Origin of the sequence: Halomonas sp. hl-4 (assembly GCF_900215475.1) — a bacterium.
Classification (GTDB): Bacteria; Pseudomonadota; Gammaproteobacteria; order Pseudomonadales; family Halomonadaceae; genus Vreelandella.
This window is the reverse complement of the sequence record NZ_LT907845.1, coordinates 230,332-254,386: the sequence shown is the minus strand read 5'-3', so window position 1 is coordinate 254,386 and position 24,055 is coordinate 230,332. Positions and strand designations below refer to the sequence as shown.

Here is a 24,055-nt window from a genome sequence, read left to right as displayed (position 1 = left end):
CCGAAGCCTCGAACGATGAAATTGTTCGCCGTGCGACCAAGGTCAAAAAAGGAAAGGCCAAGCTGCTTAGCCGCGAAGAATTTCGAACCAAGATGCGAGCGAGGTTAGGCCAATGCGGCCCAGTCCTTCTGGATCAGGCAGAGCAGCGGGCTCGGATGGATCGATAGACCGGTTAATGCGCATAAGTCGGCCTTGTACTGCTTCATGTTAGAAGTGTGAAGCCAAAGATGGGCCTCTAACGCCGCAATCAGGGGGTGAGGTCGCAACACTACGGCGCTGATTGGATAATTCCAGAAACGAACGGCGGCTCTCGCGCTATACTGCACCACTTTTTATTTTCGACACCCCTCACGACTGTCTGTCAGAGCGCCTTATGCCATTTGCAAAACTAGGATTATCCAGTCCTCTTGTTCAAGCGATTACCGAGCTCGGTTACAAAACGCCAACGCCCATCCAGGAACAAGCGATTCCTGCCATTCTTTCAGGTAACGACTTGATCGCCACCGCACAAACCGGCACAGGCAAAACCGCTGCCTTTGTGCTGCCGCTTCTGGAACGCTTCAGTAACGCGGAAACCTTGCGGGGCAAACGCATTCGTGCGCTGATCCTGGTACCAACCCGCGAACTAGCGGTTCAAGTCGAAGCCAGTGTGGCTCAATACGCTAAGCACACGCCCTTAACCTCGATGGCAGCTTATGGCGGCGTGGATACCGCGCCGCAAAAAGAGCGCTTAATCGAAGGCGTGGATATTCTGGTCGCGACACCGGGGAGACTGCTCGATTTGGCGCATCAGCGAGCGCTGCACTTTGATGAGCTGCAAGTGATGGTGTTGGACGAAGCGGACAGAATGGTCGACATGGGTTTTGTCGATGATATCCACAAAATCATCGTTCGCCTGCCTGAAAACCGTCAAAACCTGTTGTTCACGGCCACCATGACCAATGACGTTCGCGCCATCGCCCACGCTTTTTCAGACAGCAAGATGACCGACCTGGCGGCTGACATCGCCATTACGCCCAACGTCCGCGCCGCCGCCACGATCAAACAGTGGCTGATCACGGTAGACAAAGACACCAAGTCCGCGTTATTGAGCCATTTGATCAACGAGCAAGCGTGGGATCAGGCGCTTATTTTTGTCGAGAAAAAACACAGTGCGGCCAAGCTGGTTGCCCAACTGGAAAAACGCGGTATTACAGCGGATTCCATTCATGGCGGCAGAAGCCAGGCCATGCGCGAACAGGTGTTAACTCAGTTCAAAACGGGCGAGCTCAAGTACCTAGTCGCCACGGGGGTGGCCGCACGGGGTTTGGATATTGGAGAGCTGAGCCGTGTGGTGAATTACGATTTACCTTTCCAGCCCGAAGAGTACATCCACCGCATTGGCCGAACCGGCCGTGCGGGTGCCTCAGGTGAAGCCATCTCGCTTGTAGACATCAGTGACTTTAAAAACCTTTGTGCTATTGAAAGGCGATTGAAAAACACGATTGAGCGCAAAGAAATTGCAGGCTTTCCGGTTAAAAAAACAGTACCCGCGTCACACTTGAACTATAGCAAACAACGTAACCGTTAATACTTACCAAACAAGCCCACCTTTTTAAGAGGTGGGCTTGTTGATTATAGACATGTCACGAGGCGGGTAAAAACGCATCCAATAGCTCGGCATTAGTGGGATACTTCTCTAATAACCCAAGTAACTTCTGCGCGCCTTCTACTGGCTTAAGGGTTGTCAACGCTCTACGCAATGTCCTTACCTTTTCAATATCTCCTTCATCAATCAAAAGCTCTTCTCGACGTGTGCTGCTTTTGGCAATATCTATTGCAGGGAAGATCCGTTGATTGGCCACGTCGCGGGATAACACCAGCTCCATATTGCCCGTGCCCTTGAACTCCTCGAAGATCACCTGATCCATACGGCTTCCCGTATCCACCAGCACGGTGGCCAGAATGGTCAGCGATCCACCGTTTTCGATCTTTCTCGCGGCGCCAAACAGTTTTCGTGGTATTTCCATCGCGCGGGAATCCAGCCCACCTGACATGGTGCGACCGTTGCCCCGCTGCTCGGCATTATGAACGCGCGAGAGCCTGGTAAGCGAATCGATCACGATCATCACATCATGCCCCTCGCCTGCTTGCTTACGCGCCGTCTCAAGCAGCTTATCGGCCATACGCACATGGTGTGTGTAGGTTTCGTCTGACGACGAGGCATGTACCTCTGCCGACACACTGCGCTTAAAATCGGTTACTTCTTCAGGACGCTCATCAATCAGCAAGGCATACAGCTTTATGTCAGGATGAGCCTCGGCCACGGCCTGACAGATATGTTTTAACATCGTCGTTTTGCCAGAGCCTGGCGGCGCCACAATCAACCCACGTTGCCCCATCCCTATGGGCGTAATCAAATCCATCGCTCGCACCGTACGCTGTTGAGAGCCAGGCGCTAAAACAATACGTGGGGAAGGATGAATAGCGACGCCATTTAAAAAACGTTTTTCGGGATCATTAGGGAATTGATCTTCAGCTTCGTCGGCGGGCTTGGCGTCTGCCTGTCTTTTCACCTTCAAACCTAGTGTTTTTCTCATCATAATATCGATAGCGCCTTGAAAACTTGAATTAAAAGAATAATTGAATCATAGCCAGCCGACTGGGAACATCATTGCGGCACTTGGCGCGGAAAACGGATAAGTCTAACTTGTGCTCAAACGCACCGGGTTGGAACTGATCTTAGTAGTTGATCACCACCGTGGCAGCCTGATCTTGGTTATAGGGCTTGAAGTGCTACATGCTGGCCGCTCCTTATCTGTTTTTCCAACCCTACCAAAACCCAGCCACCAAAGGGATCCTTCTACAACCTCAATGCCTTGCTCACTGGGAAATTAGGAGCCCAGCGAGCAATTTGTCAATGTGCAGCAACTTGTTATACAACAGATGGACATTCACCCACTAATAAAGTCCAAAACCATGCTCTTCATCTCGCTTCGATTCTTCACTTATCTGCCGCTCTATATAATTGATATGGTCTTTAACCCAGAGTCTTACATTAGCATTTTCATGGTTTATCAGGGGGCTTAGTGCCAATTTGTCTGACTCTAGGTAAGGCACAAGAGACCCAGACCACCCGCGGGTTCCCATATTAGCGCTCAGTTCATTGGCTACCCGTGGATCATCTCCAAAGTTCTCAAGCAAGGCGATAAACAATACCGAAGGTTGTTGCTGCTCATCAACTGTTTCAAACACGTTCAAGCAACGAGCAACAAAAACAGGCCCAAGGTCTGGCAGCTCAGAACACCATTTAATGACGCTCTCAACTGGAACAACTGAAAACACGCTTGGCATATTAACTGATAAACTTTTCTCGCGGTCTAAAAGTTGTTGCAACCAATAACGTTCAATTCCTTCTGCTTGAACAATAGCGTTACCAAATATTGGCCATAGCGTTTCACCGTAATTATTCATTAGATCTAGCATTAAAGGTTTAATATGAGACCAGATATCTCCATGGTTGAAGCCGTACTTGCAGGCGGCAATTAACTGTTTGGTTAGTGCAGCCGCAAAGTCTTTATCTGGCACTTTTAATAGCTTTTCAGCCATATCATGCCAATGGTGTACATCTATAAAAGTATCCTGCTGGTCTTTATTTAGAGGAACGGCAATCACTAGCAGCTTAAGTTGATCTTGTAGTATTTCGATACTGCCTTTATTACCAAAGCAATACATATATATCACATTGAGTGCTGACCAACTTGCTTGGGCACCCAACTCGGCCAGATGAAGGCAAAACTCGGCTATCACGTCAGGCTCAATCTCAGCGGTAACACTGCCATAGCTCAGCGAATTTGCGCTGTTTGGCGACAACTCACCACGCTGAATGAGTTCCAGAAGTTTATCTAAATGCTTCTTTTGAATATTTCCAGTACGTATAAACTCAGGATAAAGACGAACAAGTTTTTCATCAGAAAGCAATAGATCTATTTTATTTTGCCAAAGTTCGGGGAACTTCTCGAACAGGCCACGATATAAACCAAGAATTAGTCGGTAATCAGGGTGTTCTATATCTTTCAAACAATCTAAAGATGTTTCAATTAATGTATGAATTTCAGAAGTTTCTCTAGACAACTGGTAACCAAAGACATAAGACTGCTTTTGATCTCCCTGCAATAAAGATCCGAGATGTGGAATTAGATCACCAACATTACGGGATAGTTCTGTGGCCAGTGCTTTTGCATTTTCAGCTGCCACATCGATATAATGTCCATTTTCATCTTTATGATGTTCCCAAGGGGGATTAGTTATGAGTATTTTCAGCTTTTCGGGCAATTCAGCATGGTCAGGACTTAAGATATCTAACCAACTATGCAGCGCATCAAATTTTTCTTGACTCATTCCTTTGGAATCATACTCCAATGCGTCTTTGATGCTGCTTAAAGCCGCCGGCCAAAAGCGACCATTGGTGGACACAACTTTCTTAATCGCCGCGTCTAACATATTTATTCGGCTATAAGCTACAAAACCTCTAATGGAATAACCTATATCCGAAAGAACCTTTTCTTTTTGAGCATCACCCCGCTCTAGTAGGACTAGCATCAGATCGATAGCCTGTTGCCAGAATTCGAAAACCTCATGCCACTGTTCCGGCCGCCATTCCTCTAGAGGAGCTTTAGTCCCCTGATACTCAGCACCAACAGTTCGTGCACCACCATAAGTATTAATTGCTTGATTTAGAGCTTCAATTACAATCATGTCAATATTGAGCTGATTGACATCAATGGCGCGCTTTAACAAATCGAAGCGAATTTTTGGTTTCGTTTGTGTTCCCGAAAGATTTACTCTAAACAGTTGAGCAAACATACCTGTTGCATTATTGCTCCAGCTTTCGTTTTCAGCTGACGCAAGTAACAACATGCACCAAGCCGACTTATCAAACACATCAGCATGAAAGCACAGTTTCTCTAACCCCCAAACTAAGTTTCTTCGAGTGTCTCCATCTATAGCATTAAGCTCCCCGTGACTGCATGTAGATAAAATATGGTAAAGGGCATTGCTAGTCGACTCAGGGTTCACTTCAACAAATGCGCGGAAGAGTTTCGAACCCTTCTCTGTAAGTAACGCTTCCGCTTGGACAAAAGGGCCAGCTCCTCCAAATAATCGGTCTGAAAATCGTTGAACGCTTGGTTGGCTATCAAGGTATGACGCCTGAGTGCAAAAGCTCTGCATAAGAGAATCAGGCATGCTATCAATTATTTGCTGTTGGCGATCATAGGATGCCTCCTCCCACCACTCAGAAGCTAACGTCAAAGCAAGTGGTTTAGGAACCAGCCTAGCGTATCTCCCCGCACGATTTATGATCTGACGGCCGGTAAATATTCTAAGCACGCGATCAAAGACCTTTAGATCAGCCCCTGCAACGTTTTCTGCGATAAACTTGGCCTCTTCACCGGCTGCCCCCTCAGCAGTGCCGAAGACATCAAATAATGAGCAAGCAGATAGTACTTCTTTTTCGTCAGCCTTAATACCACCGTCACCATCAATCAACTTCCTTACAACGGAGCTACTTTCAATCGAACCAAGCAACCGCCCCTCTTTTTGGTATTGCTCCGCGATAAGAGTTGCCATTAGAGGGTAACCCTGAGCAAATCGAGCTACACGCTCAACATCACTAGAATCCATACCAATCAAAATAGGTGACAAAAGTTGCTTTATCGCCTCATCTGACAAAGGAGAGAGCTTAATATGAATAGACTCATCCACTTGCTCGTCTGAGTAACCAATAGTAACCACTTTAAGGTTGCACTCAGTTTTATTGACTTCCTTAGCCAAGTGATTGTGTAAGCTAATATTGCAACTCTCTATTACTACCAAACCATGAATACAATCTTCAACCATTGCTCTAACACTGTCTTTGATGACTGTATCGTATCCTGGCGCATCAAAGACAAGCACATGTTGTTCATCAATAAAAGGCGATGCATCAATAGCCTTTAATAATAAGCGTGTTTTACCTAATCCAGATGCTCCTGTCAGTCTTACTACAGCCCGCTCTAACTCCAATGCAGAAACTAGCGCTTCCAGATCACTTGTCCGCTTTTCATCGCTTGCATAGTGGTAACTATGGTTTCTCTCTACACTCTTCCAATCCTCAAGATCACGAGAAGCGGAATTTTTGTATCTAGCAACTTTTCTTTTTTCTAAGATGAAACGTTTGAATACAATATATGAGGAAGACTCTATGCTCTCAGGCTTTACAATTGTTCGATGATTAACGTCATTAATTGTTTCTATCGCATGCTCTCGAAAAATACTTTTAGAGCTGGAAGAGGAAACAATATCATCATTTGCCGAAATGATGCTCAATATTTCTAGTTTTCTATTTAGCTCACTGTTCACCCATTGATCATTTAAATCATCTAACTCACTCGAGTCTCGTGTTAAACTCTTCAAATGGCGATTTCTAAAAGCTAAATACTTCCCTGCATTTGCGTAACCGGAACCATCATGCGGAACATCAAAAAAACAAACTTTTACGATCTTGTGGTCGATATTTTTATTTTCCAGCAGGAGTAGAACTTTCTTTAAAACAACGCCTCCCAAGCTGTGACCGGCCAATATAATGTCGTCATTTGCTATATCGCAGCGTGCTTTGATATCTGTAAGTACTCCATTTGCGATATTTAAAACACTTGGAGCTCGTCTCCATATTTTCCATAGGCCAGGCGATTCATATCCGCAAGAAATAACATCATATCCAAGATCTTTGTCTTGGCTTAAAAAATCAGGAAATTGTCCCCAAGTGTTATTCGCAGTTCCACCCAACCCATGAATTAGTATGATTTTTTTGGCCATTTTAAATTTCAATCCTAAAAATCGCTAGAGTAAGTAAGGACTCTAATCTTTTGCCCTGTAGGAAAGAAGCCCAACATGCTGTCAATGAGGCTAAGATTATATAACAACGATCATATAGTCTGATACATAACACTGATAAACGTGCCTGCGCGTTTATTGATATTATCTCGACAATTTATTTGCCATAACCCACTGATTTATATGCTAGCAGCCTGACTGTCTGGCAGTATGCCCAAAATTCGAGGGCACGCTCGTTATGCTCAGATCATTCATACTCTATTCATAATTTTGGCTTAGGTCACGCTTCGGGAAGGTAAAGTTTTGGCGGGACTATGTTGATAGGGTGCAATTTGGAAGAAGGAAAATTTTTACAAGCAACTGTTTTCGTTGGCTTATTTAATGATGATCGCCCAATGAATTGGGCTCCTACAACCCCTCAACGCAGGCACTGATGACGTGATGATTTCTAGAATGGCAATGGATGGCCCGTTGCAACCCCATTGCAATGGGCTTCTGTAAGAGCCCGACTTCGTCGGGCGATCATTTTTGGTGGCTGATTACACGCTGATCGCCCAATGAATTGGGCTCCTACAGACCCCGTATTGCGGGTTTGGTGGCACGATGGCCCTTACAGTGCACCGTCCCTTCGCTGGGTGGGCGTATTAGGCTTTTAGGACGTAGCTGAGGGTTTCAACCACTTGTTCGGTGGTGGTGCACCAGGCTTGGGCACCTGCGTCGACTTCTTTTAGCGGGTGGACGATGTCTTGGCTGTGCAGGGTGATGTAGGGCTTGGCGAGGGCGGCGCAGTAGCCTGCGTCGAAGGCGGCGTTCCACTGTTTGTATTTGTCGCCGAAGCGTACGACGACCAGGTCGGCCTGTTCGATCATGGTGCGGGTGCGGATGGCGTTGACCTTGGAGGACTGGTGGTCGCGCCAGAAGCCATTTTCGGGTTTGCCTAGGTGGTCACCGGCGGCGTCCGAGGCGTCGTGGTCGGTTACCGGGGCGGTGAAGACGATATCCAGGCCTGCCGCGTCGGCGCCGCGTTGGATTTCGTCGCGCCAGTCGGTGTGGATCTCGCCTGATAGATATACGTAAAAGCTCATGGTCACTCCTGATAACGCAGTCATTTAGTCGATACAGCTATTTTATGGAAAAACATTCCATATTGATACGGCGTCATATCAGCGACTGCTTGGCCAGTAGATAGATATCCATAATCCAGCCGTGCTGTTCTCGCAGGCTGGCGCGGCGTTGGATGATGTCGTCGCTGACCTCGCTCAGCCAGCCTTTGATCAGGCATTGTTTTTCCATGCCAAGGTAGGCGCCCCACCAGATGTAGGTATCGTCGGCGGGCAACGCGGTAAAGGCCCCGCCGCTGTCGAGCATGACGGCGACGGTGGCGGCGTCGCTGGGCCAGCCGCGTTCGCGCAGGCGGCGGCCGGTGGTGATCTGGATGGGCTCGGCGAGCGCATTCAGCGGTATGCGGTGTTCGGCGGTGAGCACCTGTAGGCTGGTGATGCCCGGCACCACCTCGACGTCGACCTGTCCCCCGGCGGCGTCCAGGCGTTTGGCGATGCGCAGGCTGCTGTCGTATAGCGAGGGATCGCCCCAGATGAGCATGCCGACCCGCCCGCCTTCGGGCAGGTGGTGTGCCATCAATGATGCCCACACCTCAGCGATGGCGTGGTGCCATTCATCGACGGCGCCCAGGTAATCGCCCCGCTCGCCTCGCTTGGGCAGGTCGAACTCGACGATTTGGGCCTGTTCGGGCTCGCGCAGCAGGGTTTGGCAGAGCAGGCGGCGCAGGTCGACCAGGTCGCTTTTGGCTTCGCCTTTGCGCGGCAGCAGGATCAGGTCGGCGTCATTGAGGGCGCGCACGGCGGCGAGCGTGACGTGGTCAGGGTTGCCCGTGCCGATGCCGATCAGCGAAAGCGTCGTCATCCGTCGCGGCCCTCCTCGTCTGGCAGGTTGGCAAACGGCGAGTCCGCGGACTGTGGCCGAAAACGGCGGTCGTAGCCCACGGCGTACAGCGCGCTTTCCTGGAAGTCCTGGCTCTCGAGCACCGGCCCGACCAGAATCAACGCCGTGCGCTGCAGCGTGTTGGCGGCCAACGCCTCAATGGTAGATAGGTGCCCTCTGATGATTTTTTCATCGGGCCAGCTGGCACGCCACACAATGGCCACGGGGCAGTCACTGCCGTAATAAGGAACCAGCGACGCCACCACACTTGCGAGGTTATGAACTGACAGGTGAATCGCCAGCGTCGCACCGGTTTGGGCAAAGTTGGCCAGGGTTTCGTTGTCCGGCATGGCGCTCGCGCGCCCGGGAGTTCGCGTCAGCACTACCGATTGCGCCACGCCCGGCAGGGTCAGCTCCTGGCCCAAACTGGCCGCAGCGGCGGCAAAGGCGGGTACGCCGGGGGTAATGGTATAGGGAATCTCCAGCGCGCGCAGGCGGCGGGTCTGCTCGCCCACCGCCGACCATACCGAAAGATCCCCCGAGTGCAGCCGCACGACATCCTGATCAGCCGCGTGGGCGGCCTGGATTTCCTCAATGATCTCGTCCAGTGAGAGCGGCGCGGTGTTGACGATACGCGCCCCTGGCGGGCAGTGCTCTAGCAGTTCTTGCGGCACCAGCGAGCCTGCGTAGAGGCACACCGGGCTCGCGGCAATCAGGTCGCGGCCGCGCAGCGTGATCAGGTCCGGGGCGCCCGGCCCGGCGCCGATGAAATGAACGGTCATAATGATCTTCCTATGGCGATGGCCGCCGTTGCCTGCCGGTCAGCGGAAATATGCCGTGGGCCGAGCAGCTGCGCACCAGGCCCGGCGGCCAATAACGCCACCGCTTCGGCCACGCTGCCCGTGCCCCGCGCCTGCAGGCTTTGCGCGGATTGCGTGAGAGTAGTGACGCTTGGAAGGAGCGCATCGGCGACCAGGATGACATTCAGGCAGCGCGCCTGACCGAGGCTTTGCACCAGCGGGTACATTGACAGCGTGACCGCCAGGGCGTCGATGGCCCCAAAGCGCTGGGTCAGCGTATCGAGCAACCCCGCCAGCGAGGCAAGCGACGCACCGCGACGAAAACCAAAGCCCACGACTTTTAGCGCCTGCCCGTTCATCGAACGCCCCGCCACTGCACAATGGGGTAGCTGGCTTTCCAGCCGCGGCGGGTGCCCAAGGGCGCGGCGCTGGCAAGCTCCAGGCGCAGCAGTTCTCCGCCTGCCTGCTGGTGCCAGTGGGCCAGCAGCGCCTCGGACTCCAGCGTCACCGCATTGGCGACGATACGCACGCCGCTCGGCAGAATTTGCCATAACGATTCCAACAGCGCCTGGGATAGCCCACCGCCGATAAACACCGCGTCAGGCGGCGGTGCTTCGTTTAAGCGCTCAATCGCGCTGCCCTCTTTTACCTCAAGCCAGTCGACGCCCAACTGCCGGGCGTTATGGGCGGCGCGAGCGGCGCGGCTGGCGTTCTGCTCAAAGCCTACTGCCTGATTGTCGGGGTGGGCCAGCAGCCACTCGATGGCAATGGAGCCCGAGCCGGTGCCGATATCCCACAGCCGTTCGCCGGGCTTGGGGCCCAGCGCGGCCAGGGTCATGGCGCGAATGGATTGTTTGGTGATCTGGCCATCGTGCTCAAAAAAGTCATCGGCAAGCCCGGGCGTCAGCGGCAATGCGGGCCCCTCGCCTGCGACCTCAAGCGCTACCGCCACCGGATGCGCGATGTCATCGGGAAGCGTCGCCGATGTCGGAAAGGCACGCACCCGTTCGTGCTCGCCACCCAGGGCTTCCAGCACCGTTAGTATTGAATCCGCAAAGCCGAATTGGCAGACCCACCGGGCAAGCTCCGCTACCGCGTCGCCGTCGCGCACCAGCACCAGCACGCGCCTGCCGGGATGCAGATAGGGCCGTACGCGGGTTAACGGCTTGGCGTGCAGGCCCAGGCAGGTGCAATCCTGAATCGGCCAGCCCAGGCGGGAAGCCGCCAGGCTGAACGTGGAGGGCGACGGCAGCGCCTGCCATTCCTGCGGCTCAAGGTGGCCGACGAGGGAGGTGCCCGCGCCAAACCAGAAGGGATCGCCGGAGGCCAGCATCACCACGCGGCGGCCGCGCTCGGCGAGCAGTTGGGGGATGCCGTCGGCAAACGGCACCAGCCATTCACGAAATTCAGTTGTCGGATCAGCACTCAGGGGTTCGAGCAGGCGCAGGTGTCGGCGCGCGCCAAACACCACCTCGGCACGCGCAAGCGCCTCCCGGCTTGCCGCCGTGAGACCCTGTGTGCCACTCTCCCCCCAGCCTATTATCGTCAGCCAGGGAACCTCGTTACCGTTAACCACTATGAACATCCTGATTCTTGGCGGAACCTCAGAGGCCAGCGCCCTGGCCAGCCTGCTGGCCGAGCGTTCGATCCCGGCCATCTATAGTTATGCGGGGCGTGTTAGCACCCCCAAGCCGCAACCCTTGCCGACGCGTATTGGCGGTTTTGGCGGCGTGGCTGGCCTAGTCGCGTACCTTCAGCAAGCGGGCATTACCCACCTGATTGACGCGACCCACCCCTTCGCCGAGCAGATGAGCCGCCACGCGCTGGCCGCAGCCGAACAGTGTAACGTCCCGCTGATGGCGTTCACCCGCCCGGCCTGGCAACCCCAACCCGGCGATCACTGGACGAGTGCTACCAGCATCGACGAGGCAGTGAACCAGTTGGACGGCCCGCCCCAGCGCATCATGCTGGCCATCGGGCGTCAGCACCTGGAGGCCTTTGCCGCCATGCCGCAGCATCACTATGTATTGCGGCTGGTCGATCACCCCGAGCAGCCGATACCGCTGCCCCACCAGACGATCACCGTCGCACGCGGCCCGTTTACCACGGCGGGCGATCTGGCCTTGCTCAAAGACCACGCCGTTGAGCGCCTGGTGTGCAAAAACGCCGGCGGCGACGGCGCGGTGTCCAAACTCACCGCCGCCCGCACGCTCGGCCTGCCGGTGGTGATGATCGAGCGGCCCACGCTTCCCTCACGCCGGGAGTGTCACGCCTTGGATGACGTGCTGGCCTGGCTGATTGCGCCCACCGAACGGGGGGTATAAACCCACGGTTCGCTCTGTTCAGGGCCGCTTCTTTCAATGAGCCGCGTCTGGCTGGAACCCACGATGACCAGGGTGCGCATATCCGCCATCTCCGGCGTCGCCTCACCCAGGGTGGTCACGCGAATCGACTCATCCGGAGTCGAGACGGCCCGCGCGAAAATGATCAGCCGGTCCGGAACGCAGACTTCACGCAAAACATCCAAGGTACGCGCAAAGCCTTCCGGCCGCGCCCTGGAGCGCGGGTTGTAGAACGCCATGGCGAAGTCGGCCTCGGCGGCCAGGCGCAGGCGCTTTTCGATCAGCGCCCAGGGCTTGAGGTTGTCGGATAGATTAATGCAGCAGAAGTCGTGCCCTAGCGGCGCGCCGACGCTGGCACTAGCGGCCAGCATGGCGGAAATCCCCGGCAGCACCTGAACGTCCAGCGAGCGCCAATGGGCATCGCCTGCTTCCAAGGCTTCAAACACCGCCGAGGCCATAGCAAACACGCCCGGGTCGCCGGAGGATACCACCGCCACGCGGCAGCCGTCGGCGGCCATCGTCAGCGCCTGCTCGGCCCGCTGGATTTCTTCCCGGTTGTCCGAGCCGTGGCGAATAAGCCCGGCTCTGGGCGCGACCCGTTCCACGTAGGGCACGTAGCCCACCACATCGGTGGCCTCGGCGAGCACCGCCGAGGCCTCGGGGGTCATCAGCTGCTCGCTGCCCGGCCCCAAGCCAACGATTTTCAGCCAGCCGTTCATGGGCGTCTCCCGTGGCCGTGAATCAGCACAATAGAAAAGTAGGGCACGCTCTCGCCCACGTCATTGAAGGGCTGGACCCGTTCCTGGCGCATGGCGGCGTATTCGATCAGCCAGGCGTCGTCCTCACGCCCGGCGTGGGCCAGCGCCCGGCGCAGTTTGTCCAGGTTGCGGCCGATTTTCATCACCACCAGGGCATCGGTCTCGGCGATGCGCGCCGCAAGCGTTGCCTCCGGCAGCGTCGCCATCACCACCGTGAGGATATCGTCGCCCCAGGTGATCGGCTGGCCGGTGGCGGTCCAGGCCGCCGACATCCCGGTGATCCCCGGCACCACGGAGACCGGCACGCGGTCCAGCAGCCGGGTATAAAGATGCATGAAGGAACCGTAGAAGAACGGGTCGCCTTCACAGAGCACCACCACATCGCGCCCCGCCTCGGCCAGTTCGATCAACAGCGCCACGCTGCGCTCATAAAAGTTGGCCAGCAATTCGTTGTATCTTGGGTCATCGAAGGGGATTTCCGTGGTCACCGGGTATTCCATGGCAAGCTCGGTGACCTCGGGTGCCAGCATGCCCTCGACGATGCCGCGCGCGTGCCCGGTACGCCCCTTCTTGCGAAAGTAGGCGACATGCGAAGCACCGCGGATCAGCCGATCGGCGCGCACGCTCATCAAGTCCTGGCTTCCCGGGCCAAGGCCGACCCCGTAGATGGTTCCCTGGGTCATTCTGTGCGGTCCGCGATGGCATTGAGGGCGGCGACGGTCACGGCGCTGCCGCCCAGGCGCCCCTGCACCGTGCAGCAGGGGCTGACCTGGCTTTCCAAAAGCGCCTGCTTGGACTCCGCCGCACCGACAAAGCCCACCGGGCAGCCGATAATCGCCGCGGGCCGGGGGCAGTCGGGGTCTTCGAGCATATTGAGCAGATGAAACAGCGCCGTGGGCGCGTTGCCAATCGCCACCACCGCGCCTTCCAGGTGCGGCCGCCAGAGCTCCAGCGCCGCCGCCGAGCGGGTGTTGGCCATCTCTTTGGCCAGTGCGGGCGTGCGCTCGTCATTCAGCGTGCAGATGACTTGGTTATCCGCAGGCAGCCGCTTACGGGTAATGCCTTCGGAGACCATCCGTGCATCGCAAAGAATCGGGGCACCCTGCTCCAGTGCGGCGCGGGCTTTATTGACCACATCGTTTTGAAAGTGAATATACGCAGCCAACTCCACCAGACCGGCGGCATGAATCATGCGTACCGCAACCGCTTCTTCCTCGGCTGAAAAGCGGGCAAGCTCAGCCTCGCTGCGGATAATGGCAAATGACTCGCGGTAAATCGCCGGGCCGCTTGTTTCGTACTTATGAGGCACCCAAATTCTCCAAATTAACTAATTCGCAGTTGGTCGTCTGCCAGGCAACCGTGCCAGTGCAGGTTTCCGCGAGGGCGCTGTGAACCCATCCTTGGGCGCTACTTTTTCCATCTGACCGCCATGGATGGCGGAAATGCCGGAAATGTCTGGAACATTTTCCAGCCATGGAAAAAGACCCTCGCTACAACCTGCCCTGTCACTCAGCTACCGAGTATGTAAGCCAAAATTTTAACTTCGATAAACCTAACTGCTTACTCTGAGCTTTCTTACTAAATCCAACGCCTCACTCTCGGTGAGGCCTGTTTTAAACGGCGTTCTATCGGCACCACCATTAACAATCAGATTAAACCGGCCAGCCTCGCCGACCAGGCAAACGTCAGCCGATGCGCGGCGCGCACAGCCCTTAGCGCAGCCGGATACATGCACTGCACCCTGGGCAACCCCACGCAGGCGCTCGGCAAGCGGCTGGGTGGCGACGCTTGCCTGCTCGCAATAGGGCGCGCCGGGGCAGGCATCAATGCGCAGGCGGGCGTCCTGTTCGTCACTGATCAACCCGTCGATGGCCTCGGCGCTGGCGCCTGCGACCAAGATGCGCCGCCAGGGCGTCACCTGCAGGGCGGTGACGTCAGCAGGTGTCACCGCAGCGCATAGCACCCTAGCGGGCACCCGCCCAAACGGCAGGCCATACACCGCGCCGTGGGCGTGCTTGCCAAGGGGCAACTGGCTGCCCGTTTCCGCGGGCCGTGCGTTGGACGGGGCCCAGTCAGGCAGCGGCACATGATGGCGCCGCATGCGCTTGCTGTCCCACCCGCCACTTTCGACAAACCACGCCAGCAGGCGGATAAGCTGCGCCACGGCGGCGTCAATCGAGTGAACAGCGGTGCCTGACGAATAACCGTCGGCGCGCACCAGCAGGCCGCCCGACTCGGCGCGCTCGACACGAAAGTCCGCCGAGGCATCGCCCAGTACAGGCGCCTTGCCTGCATCAATGGCGATCCCGACCTTGGCGGGCACCACCGGCAATTCGTGCCAGAGGTCGTTAAGCGCGCTGGCGATTTTATGGGTATCGTCTCCCGCTTGCCAGCCGGGAGCCAATAGAATTTGCGGGCGACGCTCCGCTTCCGGGTCGGCATCGATCAAGTCGCGGGCGACCAGAGTCTCCATCAGCGCAGGCCAACTCGCCTCGGTGACGCCGCGCAACTGCAGATTGGCGCGGCTGGTCAGTTCGATCAAGCCGCTGCCGTAGGCCTCCGCCGCATCGCACAGCGTAAGCACCTGGCCACGTTCGAGCTGGCCCAGCCGTGGGCGCACGCGCACCAGTAAGCCATCGCCGGTTGCCATCGGTTGCCAGGCACCGGGGCACCAGCCTTTGATGCGAGGCTCAGCCGACATCCGCCGCGACCTCCTTGGCCTCGTCCATTTCCAGCAGCAGGTCTTTCAGCGCCTCGCCCTGCTCACCGGGCGACTGCCACATGCCGCGCTGGGCGGCTTCGAGCAGGCGTTCGGCCATTTCTTCCAGCGCCGAGGGGTTATGCTCGCGCAGGAACTGTTGGTTAGCGTCGTCCAGCACCAGGGCGTCGGTGACCTGGGCGTACTGGTAGTCGGCGACCAGGTCGGTGGTGGCATCGTAGGCGAATAGATAGTCGACCGTGGCAGCCATCTCGAAGCCGCCTTTATAGCCGTGCTCGCGCATGGCGTTGATCCACTTGGGGTTGAGCACCCGCGAGCGAATCACCTTGGCAAGCTCCTCTTTCAGCGTGCGAATCTTGGGCTGGGCCGGGTTGGCGTGGTCGGCGTGGTAGATCGCCGGGGTTTGCCCGCTCAGCGACCGGCTAGCATTGGCCATGCCGCCCTGGAAGGCGTAGTAGCTGTTGGAGTCGAGGATATCGTGCTCACGGTTATCCTGATTCTGCATCACCGCTTCCAGGCCTTTCAGCTGCTGCTCGAAGGCATCCGGGGCGGCGGTGCCGGACTCGGCAGACTGCCCGTAGGCGTAGGCGCCGTTGTCCAGGTAGGCCTGTGCCAGGTCATCGGCATTTTCCCAGGCGCCGTTGTCGATCAGCCGGTTCAGGCCGGTACCGTACTCCCCCGGCTTGCTGCCAAAGATCCGATAGCCCGCCTGCTGGGCGGCCATCTCGGGGCTCAGCCCCTGGCTTTCCAGCACCTGCTGGCGGGCCATTACCGCATCGCGGATGGTATTGCTGTTGCCCGGTTCGGCGTAGCTCGCCACCGCCTGTACCGCCGCATCGAACAGCCGGATCACGTTGGGAAACGCATCGCGGAAGAAGCCGGAGACCCGCAGCGTGACATCCACCCGCGGGCGATTGAGCAGCATCGAGGGAATCACCTCGATATCGATCACCCGCTGGGAGCCCAGCGACCAGATGGGGCGCACGCCCATCAGCGCAAAGGCCTGGGCAATGTCATCGCCGCCGGTGCGCATGGTGGCGGTGCCCCAGATGGAAAGCCCCAGGCGGCGGGGGTAGTCGCCGTTGTCCTGCAGGTAGCGCTCGACGAACGCCTGGGCGGATTTTTCGCCCAGCGTCCAGGCAGCGGGCGATGGAATCGAGCGGTTGTCCACGCTGAAGAAGTTGCGCCCGGTGGGCAGCGTATCCAGCCGCCCACGGCTGGGCGCGCCGCTGGGCCCCGGCGGCACAAACAGGCCGCTAAGCCCGTCAAGCAGCGAGCTGATTTCAAGCTTAGCGCTCTGCTGAAGCGCCACCCACAGCTGATCCCGGGCGTAGCGCAGCTGCTCGGCGGTGGCGGGATAATTGGCGGCCAACGTCTCCAGGCTGCCCGGCGCGATCACGTAATCCTCGACCAGTTGGTGGGCCAGCGCTTCCAGCCGCTCGCGGGTGTCGTTGCCGCTGCGCCAGGCGGCACTATCCAGCTCGCGCAGCACGCTCGGCCGAGGCCCCATCCAGGGCTCGGCGTCGGCCTTCAGCGGGTCAAAGGGCGTCTGGCTTTCGCCCTGCAGGGCCAGGTCATCGGCCAGGTTATGCAGCAGGCCGCGCTGGGCAATGCTTTCCCCCCTGGGCAAGCGCAGCAGGGCGACCAAAGTACCGACCACTTTATCCTGGGGCGGCAGCGTGCCGAGAATGTGCAAACCGTGACGAATCTGCGATTCCTTGATGTCGCATAAGAAGGTATCCAGCTCGTTCAGGATCAGCGCTTCATCCTGGCTGTCGACCGCTTTGGTCAGTTCCTGGTCGATGCCGGTCTCGCGCAGGTGCGCCAAAATCTGCTCGCGGATTAACGCCTCGCGCCGGGGATCCATATCCAGCGCCTGGTAATATTCGTCGGTAAGCGCTTCCAGCCGGGCCATATCGCCATACAGCTCAGCGCGGGCCAGCGGCGGCATCAGGTGGTCGATAATCACCGCCTGGCTGCGCCGCTTGGCCTGAGCGCCCTCGCCCGGGTCGTTGACGATAAACGGGTAGAAATGCGGCACCGGGCCCAGCGCGATATCCGGCCAGCAGTCGGCGCTCAAGGCGCTGCTTTTGCCCGGCAGCCACTCAAGGTTGCCGTGCTTGCCCACGTGAATCACCGCTTCCACCTGGTAGTGCTCGCGCAGCCAAAAGTAGAACGCCAGGTAGCTGTGCGGCGGTGCCAGCTGCATATCGTGGTAGGACTGGGTCAGGTCCTCGATGAAGTCGCGCTCGGGCTGGATACCCACGAAGGTCTCCCCCAGCCGGATCCCCGAGATCATCAGACGCCCCTGGCGGCATTTGGGGTCATCAGCGGGCGCGCCCCAGCGCGTCCATACCGTTTCCTGGAGTTCGGCGGGCAGAGTTTGGAACCAGGCCAGGTAGTCGTCAACGCTAATGCTTTGCCAGCACATGCGCTGGTCGATGACGTTGCGGTCGTTGGTCACCGCCCCCTGCAGCAGGCGAATCAGGTCATCGCCACTGTCGGGCAGATCGCTGACCGGGTAACCCGCGGTTTGCAGCGCAGTTAATATCTGCAGCGTCGAGGCGGGCGTATCCAGCCCCACGCCGTTGCCAATCCGGCCATCGCGGTTGGGGTAATTCGCCAGCACCAGCGCCAGCCGTTTGGCGTGATTGGGGATGGTGCGCAGGTGGCAGAACCGGCGCGCCAGCTTGGCGACAAACTCAGCACGCTCCGGGTGCAGGGCATGGTGGGTTACCGATAGCTGGCTGCGCTCGTTATAAAGCGCTTCCGCCTTGAAGCCCACCGCCCGGGTGATCACCCGGCCATCCATTTCGGGCAGTACAATCTGCATCGCCACATCCCGGCTTCTCAGCCCGGCGGCTGAGGCCTGCCAGTCCTCAACGGTGCTGCTGGAAAGGATCGCCTGCAGGATCACCGGCTGGCCGACGAAGACGCTCTCGGGAATCGCGCCGCCCAGCGGGTAGGTGTCATCGGAATTGCGGTTGATCGAGAAGCTGGTGGTATTGACCACCAGCATGGCGCCGGTCTGCTCGATGAGGTGGTTGATAAACGCGATGCAGTCGGCCTCTTTCAAGGAGGCAACGGCGATGGCGAGTGGCTCGAGCCCCTGCCCTTTAAGCGCCTCGATCATGCCGTCGACGACCAGGGTATTGGCTCCCTGCAAATGGCTGCGGTAGAACAGCAGCAAACACACTGGCCGCTCCGGCCGCTGGTTGGCCCGCCATTCGCTCAGACTCATCACTTGGCGCCCCGTCTGGCTTGCGGCATCGCTTGGCGCATAGATCACCGCCGCGGGCACCACCTTGGGTTCCTTCCAGATGGTAGGCATTTCAAGACATTCGCTGCCCAGGTAGCGCAGCAGCTGTTCGGCGTTATCCACGCCGCCTTCGCGCAGGTAGCGCCACACCCGGTAGGCGCTGTCATAGTCGACGCTCGAGGCTTCCAGCAGCGCATCGTCCGGGGCGTCGCAGCCCGGCACCAGAATCAGTTGGCGGCCGGGCTTGGCATTCCGCCAGGCCAACAGGCGTTCGTAGCCGTATTGCCAGTAGGCCTGGCCGCCCAGCATCGACACGACCACCAACTGCGCCTTTTCCAGCACCCGATCCTCATAGAGGTCGTAGGCGGCGGGCTTGACCAGGTTCATCCAGTTGGCCAGACGCACCGACGGATAGCGCTCGCCCAGGCGATCGATCGCCTGGGCCAGGGCCGAGAGGTTGCTGTCGGCGGCCGAGAGAATCACGACATCCGCGGGGCTTTGTTGAAGATCGACAATGCCTTCATCATCAACAAAGCCGCCGGGTTTGGCGGCAAAAAGGTGCATTAGGCGGCGGTTTTGACCTCTGCTTCGGCAAGCGCGTCGCGCAGCGCGTCGCTGTCCAGCGCTTTGCCAATGATGACGAGTTGGGTTTGACGCGTTTCACCTTCCGCCCAGAGGCGGTCGAAGTAGCCATCCAGGCGTTCACCCACGGCTTGAATGACCCGCCGCATCGGCTTGCCGGGAATCGCCGCGAAGCCTTTGGCGCGGTAGATTTCCTGGGTTTTGACAATGTGCTGCAGCTTGGACGCCAGCAGATCGCCGTCGACTTCGCCCAGGCGGATCACGCAGGAATCAAAGTTGTCGTGGGCGTGGTCGTGATGCGCGCCCTCGGCGTGGTGCTTGTCGTGGTGATTGGTGATCGAGTCGATGTTCTCTTCGCTGGCCGCGCCAATACCCATCAAGGCTTCGAGCTGCACGGTATTGGTGGCCAGGGTTTGATCGATAAACAGGCACTTCACCGATTCCGGCACACGCGCCTGGATCAGCGCCTCGACCCGCGCCTTCTCGTCCGGGCTTAACAGGTCGGTCTTGCTGACCAGCACCAGATCGGCCGCGCTGAGCTGGTCGTCAAGCAGCTCCTGCAGGCTGGGGTCGTGATCCAGGCTTTCATCGGCCTGACGCTGGGCCTCTACCTTGGCAACATCGCTGGCATAGCGACCGGCCGCCACCGCGGGGCCATCGATCACGGTAATGATGGCATCAACGGTGCAGTGCTGGCGCACCTCCGGCCAGTTGAAGGCCTGCACCAGCGGCTTAGGCAGCGCCAGGCCGCTGGTTTCGATCAGAATGTGGTCGATATCGTCGCGGCGGGCGACCAGCTTTTTCATCACCGGTAGAAACTCTTCCTCTACGGTGCAGCAGATACAGCCGTTGGCCAGTTCGAAAATGCCGCTGTCGTCGCCTTCCACCGCCTGGCCATCTTCGCAGTCGAGGGCACAGCCGCGCAGCAGGCTTGAGTCGATGTCCTGCTCGCCAAATTCATTGACGATCACGGCAATTCGCTTGCCGGTCACCTGGCGCAGAATGCTTGCCAGCAGGGTGGTTTTACCGCTGCCCAAAAAGCCGGTGACCACGGTGGCGGGTATCTTATTTAACTGCATGGGTCTCGTCCTCAGATTCGATAGGCTGACGCGCTGGCGACGCTTTGCCGCTAAACAGCAGCGCGATCGCGGCAGGGTTGTTGGCAAAAAACAGGTGCAAGTAGGTGGCCGTCAATCCACGCTCACGAAAAATGGCTTCCCCCGGCGCAGGGTGGCGCTGGCGTTCGCAATGGGCAATGGGCTCAGGCGTTCCCTCGGCCATCGAACGGTGGTGGGCATGGCCGCGCACCGGGCCTTCGGGCAACGCGGCGGTTTGCATCCCCTGGCAGCCCCGTCGCCCGCGCATGGCACCGTGACCCGGCAGCAGGCCGAGCATGCTGTGGGTGGTGTCGTCGTAGTCGGTCAGGCTTTCCAGGCAGTAAAGCAGCCCGCCGCACTCGGCAAGAATCGGCTTGTCGTCGGCAAAAAACTGCCTGATCGCCGCGTGCATGGCCGCATTGGCCGCCAGGGTCGCGGCATGAATTTCCGGGTAGCCCCCGGGGAGCCACAGCGCATCGCAGCTGGGCAAGGCGCTGTCGGTGAGCGGCGAGAAAAAGCGCAGCTGCGCGCCCATCTGCTCGAGCAGGTCCAGATTGGCCTGGTAAATGAAACTGAACGCGGCGTCTTTGGCCACGCCGATGGCGCACCCGGCAAGCGAAGGCAAGTCGGCGGTCACGACGTCTGCCGGGGCAGTAAAGGTCACCGGCGGCAGCGCAAGCAGCGTTTGAGGCAGGTTTTCCGCCTCGATAACACTTGCGCCCTTCTCAAAGCGCACTTCCAGGTCGTCACGAATCTCGTCGGCCTGCACCAGGCCTAAATGGCGCTCGGGCAGCGACAGCTCAGGATTGCGCGCGATGGCAGCGAGTAACGGAATACCCTGCGGCAGGGTGGTCTCGATCAGTTCGCGGTGGCGCTCGGAGCCACAGCTGTTGGCAATAAGCCCGACAATGCGGATATCGTCACGAAAGCCCGCCAGCCCCGCCAGCAGCGCGCCCGCGGTTTGCGCCATGCCCTTGACGTCCATCACTACCACCATGGGCAAGCCAAACCGCGCGGCCAGGTCGGCACTGGAAGGCTCGCCGTCAAACAGCCCCATGGCGCCTTCGACCAAGATCATGTCCGCCGTCTGGGCGGCTTCGTAAAAGCGCTGGCGGCAGTAGGCGTCGCCCGCCATCCAGAGGTCAAGCTGATCCACCGGCTGGCCGGCGGCTTGCGCCAGCACCTGGGGGTCCAGGTAGTCGGGGCCGGTTTTAAACACGCGCACCACCTTGCCCTGGTTGCGAAGCGCCCGGGCCAGCGCGGCGGTAAAGGTGGTCTTGCCCTGCCCTGAAGAAGGCGCGGTAATAAATAGCGCCGGGCAGCTTGCAGTGGGTGTGCTCATCAGTATTCGATCCCCGCCTGGGCTTTAACACCGCCACGAAAGGCGTGACGCTCGTCCTGCACCGTGCTGATGGTGTCGGCGATTTCCTGAAGCGGCGTCGCCATGGTGCGCCCGGTAATGATCACGTTTTGATGCGCGGGGCGTTGGTTAAGCGCTTCGACCACCGGCAGCGGGTCGAGGTAGCCGTACTTAAACATGTAGCTCATTTCATCGAGGACGATCAGGTGGTAATCAGGGTTCTCGAGCAGCCCCTTGGCCACCGCCCATGCCGACTGAGCGGCTTCAATATCGCGCTCGCGGTCCTGGGTTTCCCAGGTAAACCCCTGGCCCATGATGTGCCAGTCAAGGTTGGGCTGATCGCGGAAAAACAAATACTCGCCGGTTTCACGGCGCCCCTTGATAAATTGGATCACCGCGCAGCGCTGCCCGTGGCCCAGCGCCCGCGCCATGGTACCAAGCGCCGAGCTGCTTTTGCCCTTGCCGTTGCCTTTCAGCAGGATCAACACCCCGCGCTCTTCCGTGGCGCGGCTGATGCGCTCGTCGACCACGTCCTTTTTACGCTGCATGCGGTGGGTATGGCGATCGTCAGTCATGGCGTTTCCTGTCCAGAAAAAGGTGTCGCGTAGCGCGCCCCAAGTTGCTGGGCGATGCGAGCGCCCTGGCCGCGCTTGATTTTCGATGACTCGGTATCCAGCAGGACACAGTCGCCCAGCGGGCCAAGGTCGGCGACGGATTCGCGGGTACGGCCGTCGGTAATCAGATAGGTACGAATATGCAGCCCGGGCTCGCGTCGCTGCCACTGATGGATCAGGCGTTTGGCCTCGATCACCGCCTCGCGCAGCGGTGTGCCGCCACCACCGGTGGCGGCCTCCAGGGCCGCCTGTACGCGCTTGGGCGCACGTTGCCGGGAGAGCAGCGGCACCACGCCGCCGTTGCCGAACCCGACGACGGCGACCTGTTCGCGTGCCGCGTAGGCCTGGCGCACCAGCGATTCTACTAGCCCCTTAGCCTGGCCCAGCAGGCGCTGCCCCAGGGTAGAGCCGGAGGTATCCAGCAACACCAGATGCGCCCTTGGCTGCCCGGCCTGTGTCTTGCGCATTTTAAGCGTTCGCCAGGGCCACTGGCCGCGGTTGGCGATCAGGGTGGCAAAGCCGTCCAGGCGAGACGTTTCAGTCCGCGAGCGCCCCTTGCCTGATACCTGCCCTTTTTCACCGGACGCCGAAGTCATCGCCGTTTTCGCCTGACCAAAACCGTTTGGCGTATTCGCCAGTTCAGGCGCCGCCTGCTGGATGGTTGACTGAGCCTGGGGCGGCATCGCGCCCCACTGCCCCTGTTCGCTGCGCTGCTCGGATGATCCGCCGGTCGACGCAGTAGTCGTTGATGACGAACCACCCTCGCCTCTCGAAGGCGGTGCCTTCGGCGGCGGCGAAGACGGCGGGGTTTGCTCGGGCGGTTGGGTACGCCGATGGTCCAGCACCCAGGGTTCAACGGTATCGATATCCTGTTGCGTCACCTCGCCAGCGCCGCGCCAGGCGGCGTGGGCACGAGCGGCGCGGTGCCAGGTGACATCCGCGCGCAGCCCTTCCACCCCGGCCGCTTCGCAGCGTGAGGCGATGGTCTGGTACACCCAAGACGGGGTTGTGACCTCGGCGAGCTGACGCTGCGCCTGATGAATCTGCTCGGTCAGTGCAGCCTGGGCCTCCTCAAAGCCACGGGCCGCCCCAGCAGGGTCGCTGTCAAAGGCTTCGCGCTGCTGGACGATGGCGATACGTTCCTCAACGCTGATGGTCGCGGCCTGCTCGATGCACAGCCCAAAGCGGTCGAGCAGCTGAGGGCGAAGCTCGCCTTCGTCCGGGTTCATGGTGCCGATCAGGCTAAAGCGCGCCGGATGGGCATGGCTGATGCCGTCGCGCTCGACGATGTTCGTTCCGCTGGCGGCCACATCCAGCAGCAAATCAACCAGGGTGTCCGGCAGTAGATTGACCTCGTCCACGTAAAGCACCCCACCGTCAGCTTTAGCGAGCAGCCCGGCATGAAAGGTGGCTTCGCCATTTGCCAGCACCTTCTGTAGATCCAGACTGCCGACCAGCCTGTCTTCGCTGGCCCCCAGCGGCAGAGTCACAAAAGGAGCACGCTGCCCGTCGCTATCGCCAGGTAAAATAGCGGCCAGAGCCCGCGCCAAGGTCGACTTGGCGCTGCCTCTTGGCCCACTAACCAGCACCCCGCCGATACGCGGATTAATGGCATTAAGAATCAGCGCAGTTTTCAGCGCTTCCTGGCCAACCACCGCCGCAAAGGGAAACTCACTCACCGGCACCTCCCGTGCTGGCCAAGCCCACTAACCGGTCACCATGAGCCAA

At 58.5% G+C, this 24,055-nt stretch carries 18 protein-coding genes; 2 read left to right on the top strand and 16 right to left on the bottom strand.

What is annotated here, in order from left to right; translation table 11 throughout:
* Window positions 1-373 precede the first annotated feature (373 nt).
* Window positions 374-1,570, top strand: coding sequence for a DEAD/DEAH box helicase (locus CPH17_RS01285; RefSeq protein WP_096297956.1), 1,197 nt, complete (start codon window positions 374-376; stop codon window positions 1,568-1,570).
* 55 nt (window positions 1,571-1,625) lie between these two features.
* Here CPH17_RS01285 and rho read toward each other — a convergent pair whose 3' ends face one another.
* From rho to cbiE, 7 genes are all read right to left on the bottom strand, one after another.
* A complete protein-coding gene (rho, locus tag CPH17_RS01280) occupies window positions 1,626-2,582 on the bottom strand; it encodes a transcription termination factor Rho (protein WP_096297954.1) in 957 nt (318 codons plus the stop codon).
* A 358-nt stretch (window positions 2,583-2,940) separates the two neighbouring features.
* A complete protein-coding gene (locus CPH17_RS01275; protein ID WP_157742934.1) occupies window positions 2,941-6,849 on the bottom strand; it encodes a hypothetical protein in 3,909 nt (1,302 codons plus the stop codon).
* Between the two features lie 650 nt (window positions 6,850-7,499).
* A complete protein-coding gene (locus tag CPH17_RS01270) occupies window positions 7,500-7,940 on the bottom strand; it encodes a YtoQ family protein (RefSeq protein ID WP_096297950.1) in 441 nt (146 codons plus the stop codon).
* A gap of 73 nt (window positions 7,941-8,013) precedes the next feature.
* Window positions 8,014-8,778, bottom strand: coding sequence for a precorrin-6A synthase (deacetylating) (gene cobF / locus CPH17_RS01265; protein ID WP_096297948.1), 765 nt, complete (start codon window positions 8,776-8,778; stop codon window positions 8,014-8,016).
* Window positions 8,775-9,578 carry a precorrin-4 C(11)-methyltransferase gene (cobM, locus tag CPH17_RS01260; protein WP_096297946.1) on the bottom strand — a complete coding sequence of 268 codons (804 nt, stop codon included), beginning with the start codon at window positions 9,576-9,578 and terminating at the stop codon, window positions 8,775-8,777. Before cobM ends, cobF begins: the two co-directional genes overlap by 4 nt.
* Window positions 9,575-9,955 carry a cobalamin biosynthesis protein gene (locus tag CPH17_RS01255; RefSeq protein WP_096297944.1) on the bottom strand — a complete coding sequence of 127 codons (381 nt, stop codon included), beginning with the start codon at window positions 9,953-9,955 and terminating at the stop codon, window positions 9,575-9,577. Before CPH17_RS01255 ends, cobM begins: the two co-directional genes overlap by 4 nt.
* Entirely contained in the window at window positions 9,952-11,181 is a 1,230-nt protein-coding gene (gene cbiE / locus CPH17_RS01250; RefSeq protein ID WP_096297942.1) for a precorrin-6y C5,15-methyltransferase (decarboxylating) subunit CbiE, read from the bottom strand. Before cbiE ends, CPH17_RS01255 begins: the two co-directional genes overlap by 4 nt.
* On the opposite strand from cbiE, the gene CPH17_RS01245 reads away from it, so the two are divergent.
* A complete protein-coding gene (locus CPH17_RS01245; protein ID WP_096297940.1) occupies window positions 11,174-11,920 on the top strand; it encodes a cobalt-precorrin-6A reductase in 747 nt (248 codons plus the stop codon). The genes cbiE and CPH17_RS01245 overlap by 8 nt on opposite strands.
* Here the strand turns inward: CPH17_RS01245 and cobJ are convergent.
* The 9 genes from cobJ to CPH17_RS01200 all read right to left on the bottom strand — a co-directional run bounded on the left by cobJ (window position 11,863) and on the right by CPH17_RS01200 (window position 24,006).
* Window positions 11,863-12,657: a precorrin-3B C(17)-methyltransferase gene (cobJ, locus tag CPH17_RS01240; protein WP_096297938.1), complete on the bottom strand. Its 795-nt coding sequence runs from the start codon at window positions 12,655-12,657 to the stop codon at window positions 11,863-11,865. The two genes, CPH17_RS01245 and cobJ, sit on opposite strands and share 58 nt — an antisense overlap.
* Window positions 12,654-13,379, bottom strand: coding sequence for a precorrin-2 C(20)-methyltransferase (locus CPH17_RS01235; RefSeq protein ID WP_096297936.1), 726 nt, complete (start codon window positions 13,377-13,379; stop codon window positions 12,654-12,656). The genes cobJ and CPH17_RS01235 overlap by 4 nt, the downstream gene beginning before the upstream one ends.
* Window positions 13,376-14,005 carry a precorrin-8X methylmutase gene (locus CPH17_RS01230; RefSeq protein ID WP_096297934.1) on the bottom strand — a complete coding sequence of 210 codons (630 nt, stop codon included), beginning with the start codon at window positions 14,003-14,005 and terminating at the stop codon, window positions 13,376-13,378. The genes CPH17_RS01235 and CPH17_RS01230 overlap by 4 nt, the downstream gene beginning before the upstream one ends.
* Before the next feature lie 243 nt (window positions 14,006-14,248).
* Window positions 14,249-15,397, bottom strand: a complete 1,149-nt coding sequence (locus tag CPH17_RS01225; protein ID WP_096297932.1) for a cobalamin biosynthesis protein CobG — start codon at window positions 15,395-15,397, stop codon at window positions 14,249-14,251.
* Window positions 15,387-19,238, bottom strand: a complete 3,852-nt coding sequence (cobN, locus tag CPH17_RS01220; RefSeq protein WP_096297930.1) for a cobaltochelatase subunit CobN — start codon at window positions 19,236-19,238, stop codon at window positions 15,387-15,389. Before cobN ends, CPH17_RS01225 begins: the two co-directional genes overlap by 11 nt.
* Window positions 19,238-20,335 (bottom strand): cobalamin biosynthesis protein CobW, encoded by a 1,098-nt coding sequence (gene cobW, locus CPH17_RS01215; protein WP_074396060.1) that lies wholly within the window; start codon window positions 20,333-20,335, stop codon window positions 19,238-19,240. Before cobW ends, cobN begins: the two co-directional genes overlap by 1 nt.
* Window positions 20,322-21,695 carry a cobyrinate a,c-diamide synthase gene (locus CPH17_RS01210; protein WP_074396059.1) on the bottom strand — a complete coding sequence of 458 codons (1,374 nt, stop codon included), beginning with the start codon at window positions 21,693-21,695 and terminating at the stop codon, window positions 20,322-20,324. Before CPH17_RS01210 ends, cobW begins: the two co-directional genes overlap by 14 nt.
* Window positions 21,695-22,288, bottom strand: a complete 594-nt coding sequence (gene cobO / locus CPH17_RS01205) for a cob(I)yrinic acid a,c-diamide adenosyltransferase (RefSeq protein ID WP_074396058.1) — start codon at window positions 22,286-22,288, stop codon at window positions 21,695-21,697. The genes CPH17_RS01210 and cobO overlap by 1 nt, the downstream gene beginning before the upstream one ends.
* Window positions 22,285-24,006 (bottom strand): AAA family ATPase, encoded by a 1,722-nt coding sequence (locus CPH17_RS01200; RefSeq protein WP_096297928.1) that lies wholly within the window; start codon window positions 24,004-24,006, stop codon window positions 22,285-22,287. The genes cobO and CPH17_RS01200 overlap by 4 nt, the downstream gene beginning before the upstream one ends.
* Between the last annotated feature and the right edge of the window lie 49 nt (window positions 24,007-24,055).

Excerpts from the sequence above, each read along its gene's own strand:
- CPH17_RS01235 (WP_096297936.1), bottom strand. The coding sequence starts at position 13,379 with ATGACCCAGGGAACCATCTACGGGGTCGGCCTTGGCCCGGGAAGCCAG.
- cobF (WP_096297948.1), bottom strand. The coding sequence starts at position 8,778 with ATGACGACGCTTTCGCTGATCGGCATCGGCACGGGCAACCCTGACCAC.
- cobO (WP_074396058.1), bottom strand. The coding sequence starts at position 22,288 with ATGACTGACGATCGCCATACCCACCGCATGCAGCGTAAAAAGGACGTG.
- CPH17_RS01225 (WP_096297932.1), bottom strand. The coding sequence starts at position 15,397 with ATGTCGGCTGAGCCTCGCATCAAAGGCTGGTGCCCCGGTGCCTGGCAA.
- CPH17_RS01270 (WP_096297950.1), bottom strand. The coding sequence starts at position 7,940 with ATGAGCTTTTACGTATATCTATCAGGCGAGATCCACACCGACTGGCGC.
- CPH17_RS01255 (WP_096297944.1), bottom strand. The coding sequence starts at position 9,955 with ATGAACGGGCAGGCGCTAAAAGTCGTGGGCTTTGGTTTTCGTCGCGGT.
- cobW (WP_074396060.1), bottom strand. The coding sequence starts at position 20,335 with ATGCAGTTAAATAAGATACCCGCCACCGTGGTCACCGGCTTTTTGGGC.
- rho (WP_096297954.1), bottom strand. The coding sequence starts at position 2,582 with ATGATGAGAAAAACACTAGGTTTGAAGGTGAAAAGACAGGCAGACGCC.
- CPH17_RS01245 (WP_096297940.1), top strand. The coding sequence starts at position 11,174 with ATGAACATCCTGATTCTTGGCGGAACCTCAGAGGCCAGCGCCCTGGCC.
- cobM (WP_096297946.1), bottom strand. The coding sequence starts at position 9,578 with ATGACCGTTCATTTCATCGGCGCCGGGCCGGGCGCCCCGGACCTGATC.
- CPH17_RS01210 (WP_074396059.1), bottom strand. The coding sequence starts at position 21,695 with ATGAGCACACCCACTGCAAGCTGCCCGGCGCTATTTATTACCGCGCCT.
- CPH17_RS01285 (WP_096297956.1), top strand. The coding sequence starts at position 374 with ATGCCATTTGCAAAACTAGGATTATCCAGTCCTCTTGTTCAAGCGATT.
- cobJ (WP_096297938.1), bottom strand. The coding sequence starts at position 12,657 with ATGAACGGCTGGCTGAAAATCGTTGGCTTGGGGCCGGGCAGCGAGCAG.
- cobN (WP_096297930.1), bottom strand. The coding sequence starts at position 19,238 with ATGCACCTTTTTGCCGCCAAACCCGGCGGCTTTGTTGATGATGAAGGC.
- cbiE (WP_096297942.1), bottom strand. The coding sequence starts at position 11,181 with ATGTTCATAGTGGTTAACGGTAACGAGGTTCCCTGGCTGACGATAATA.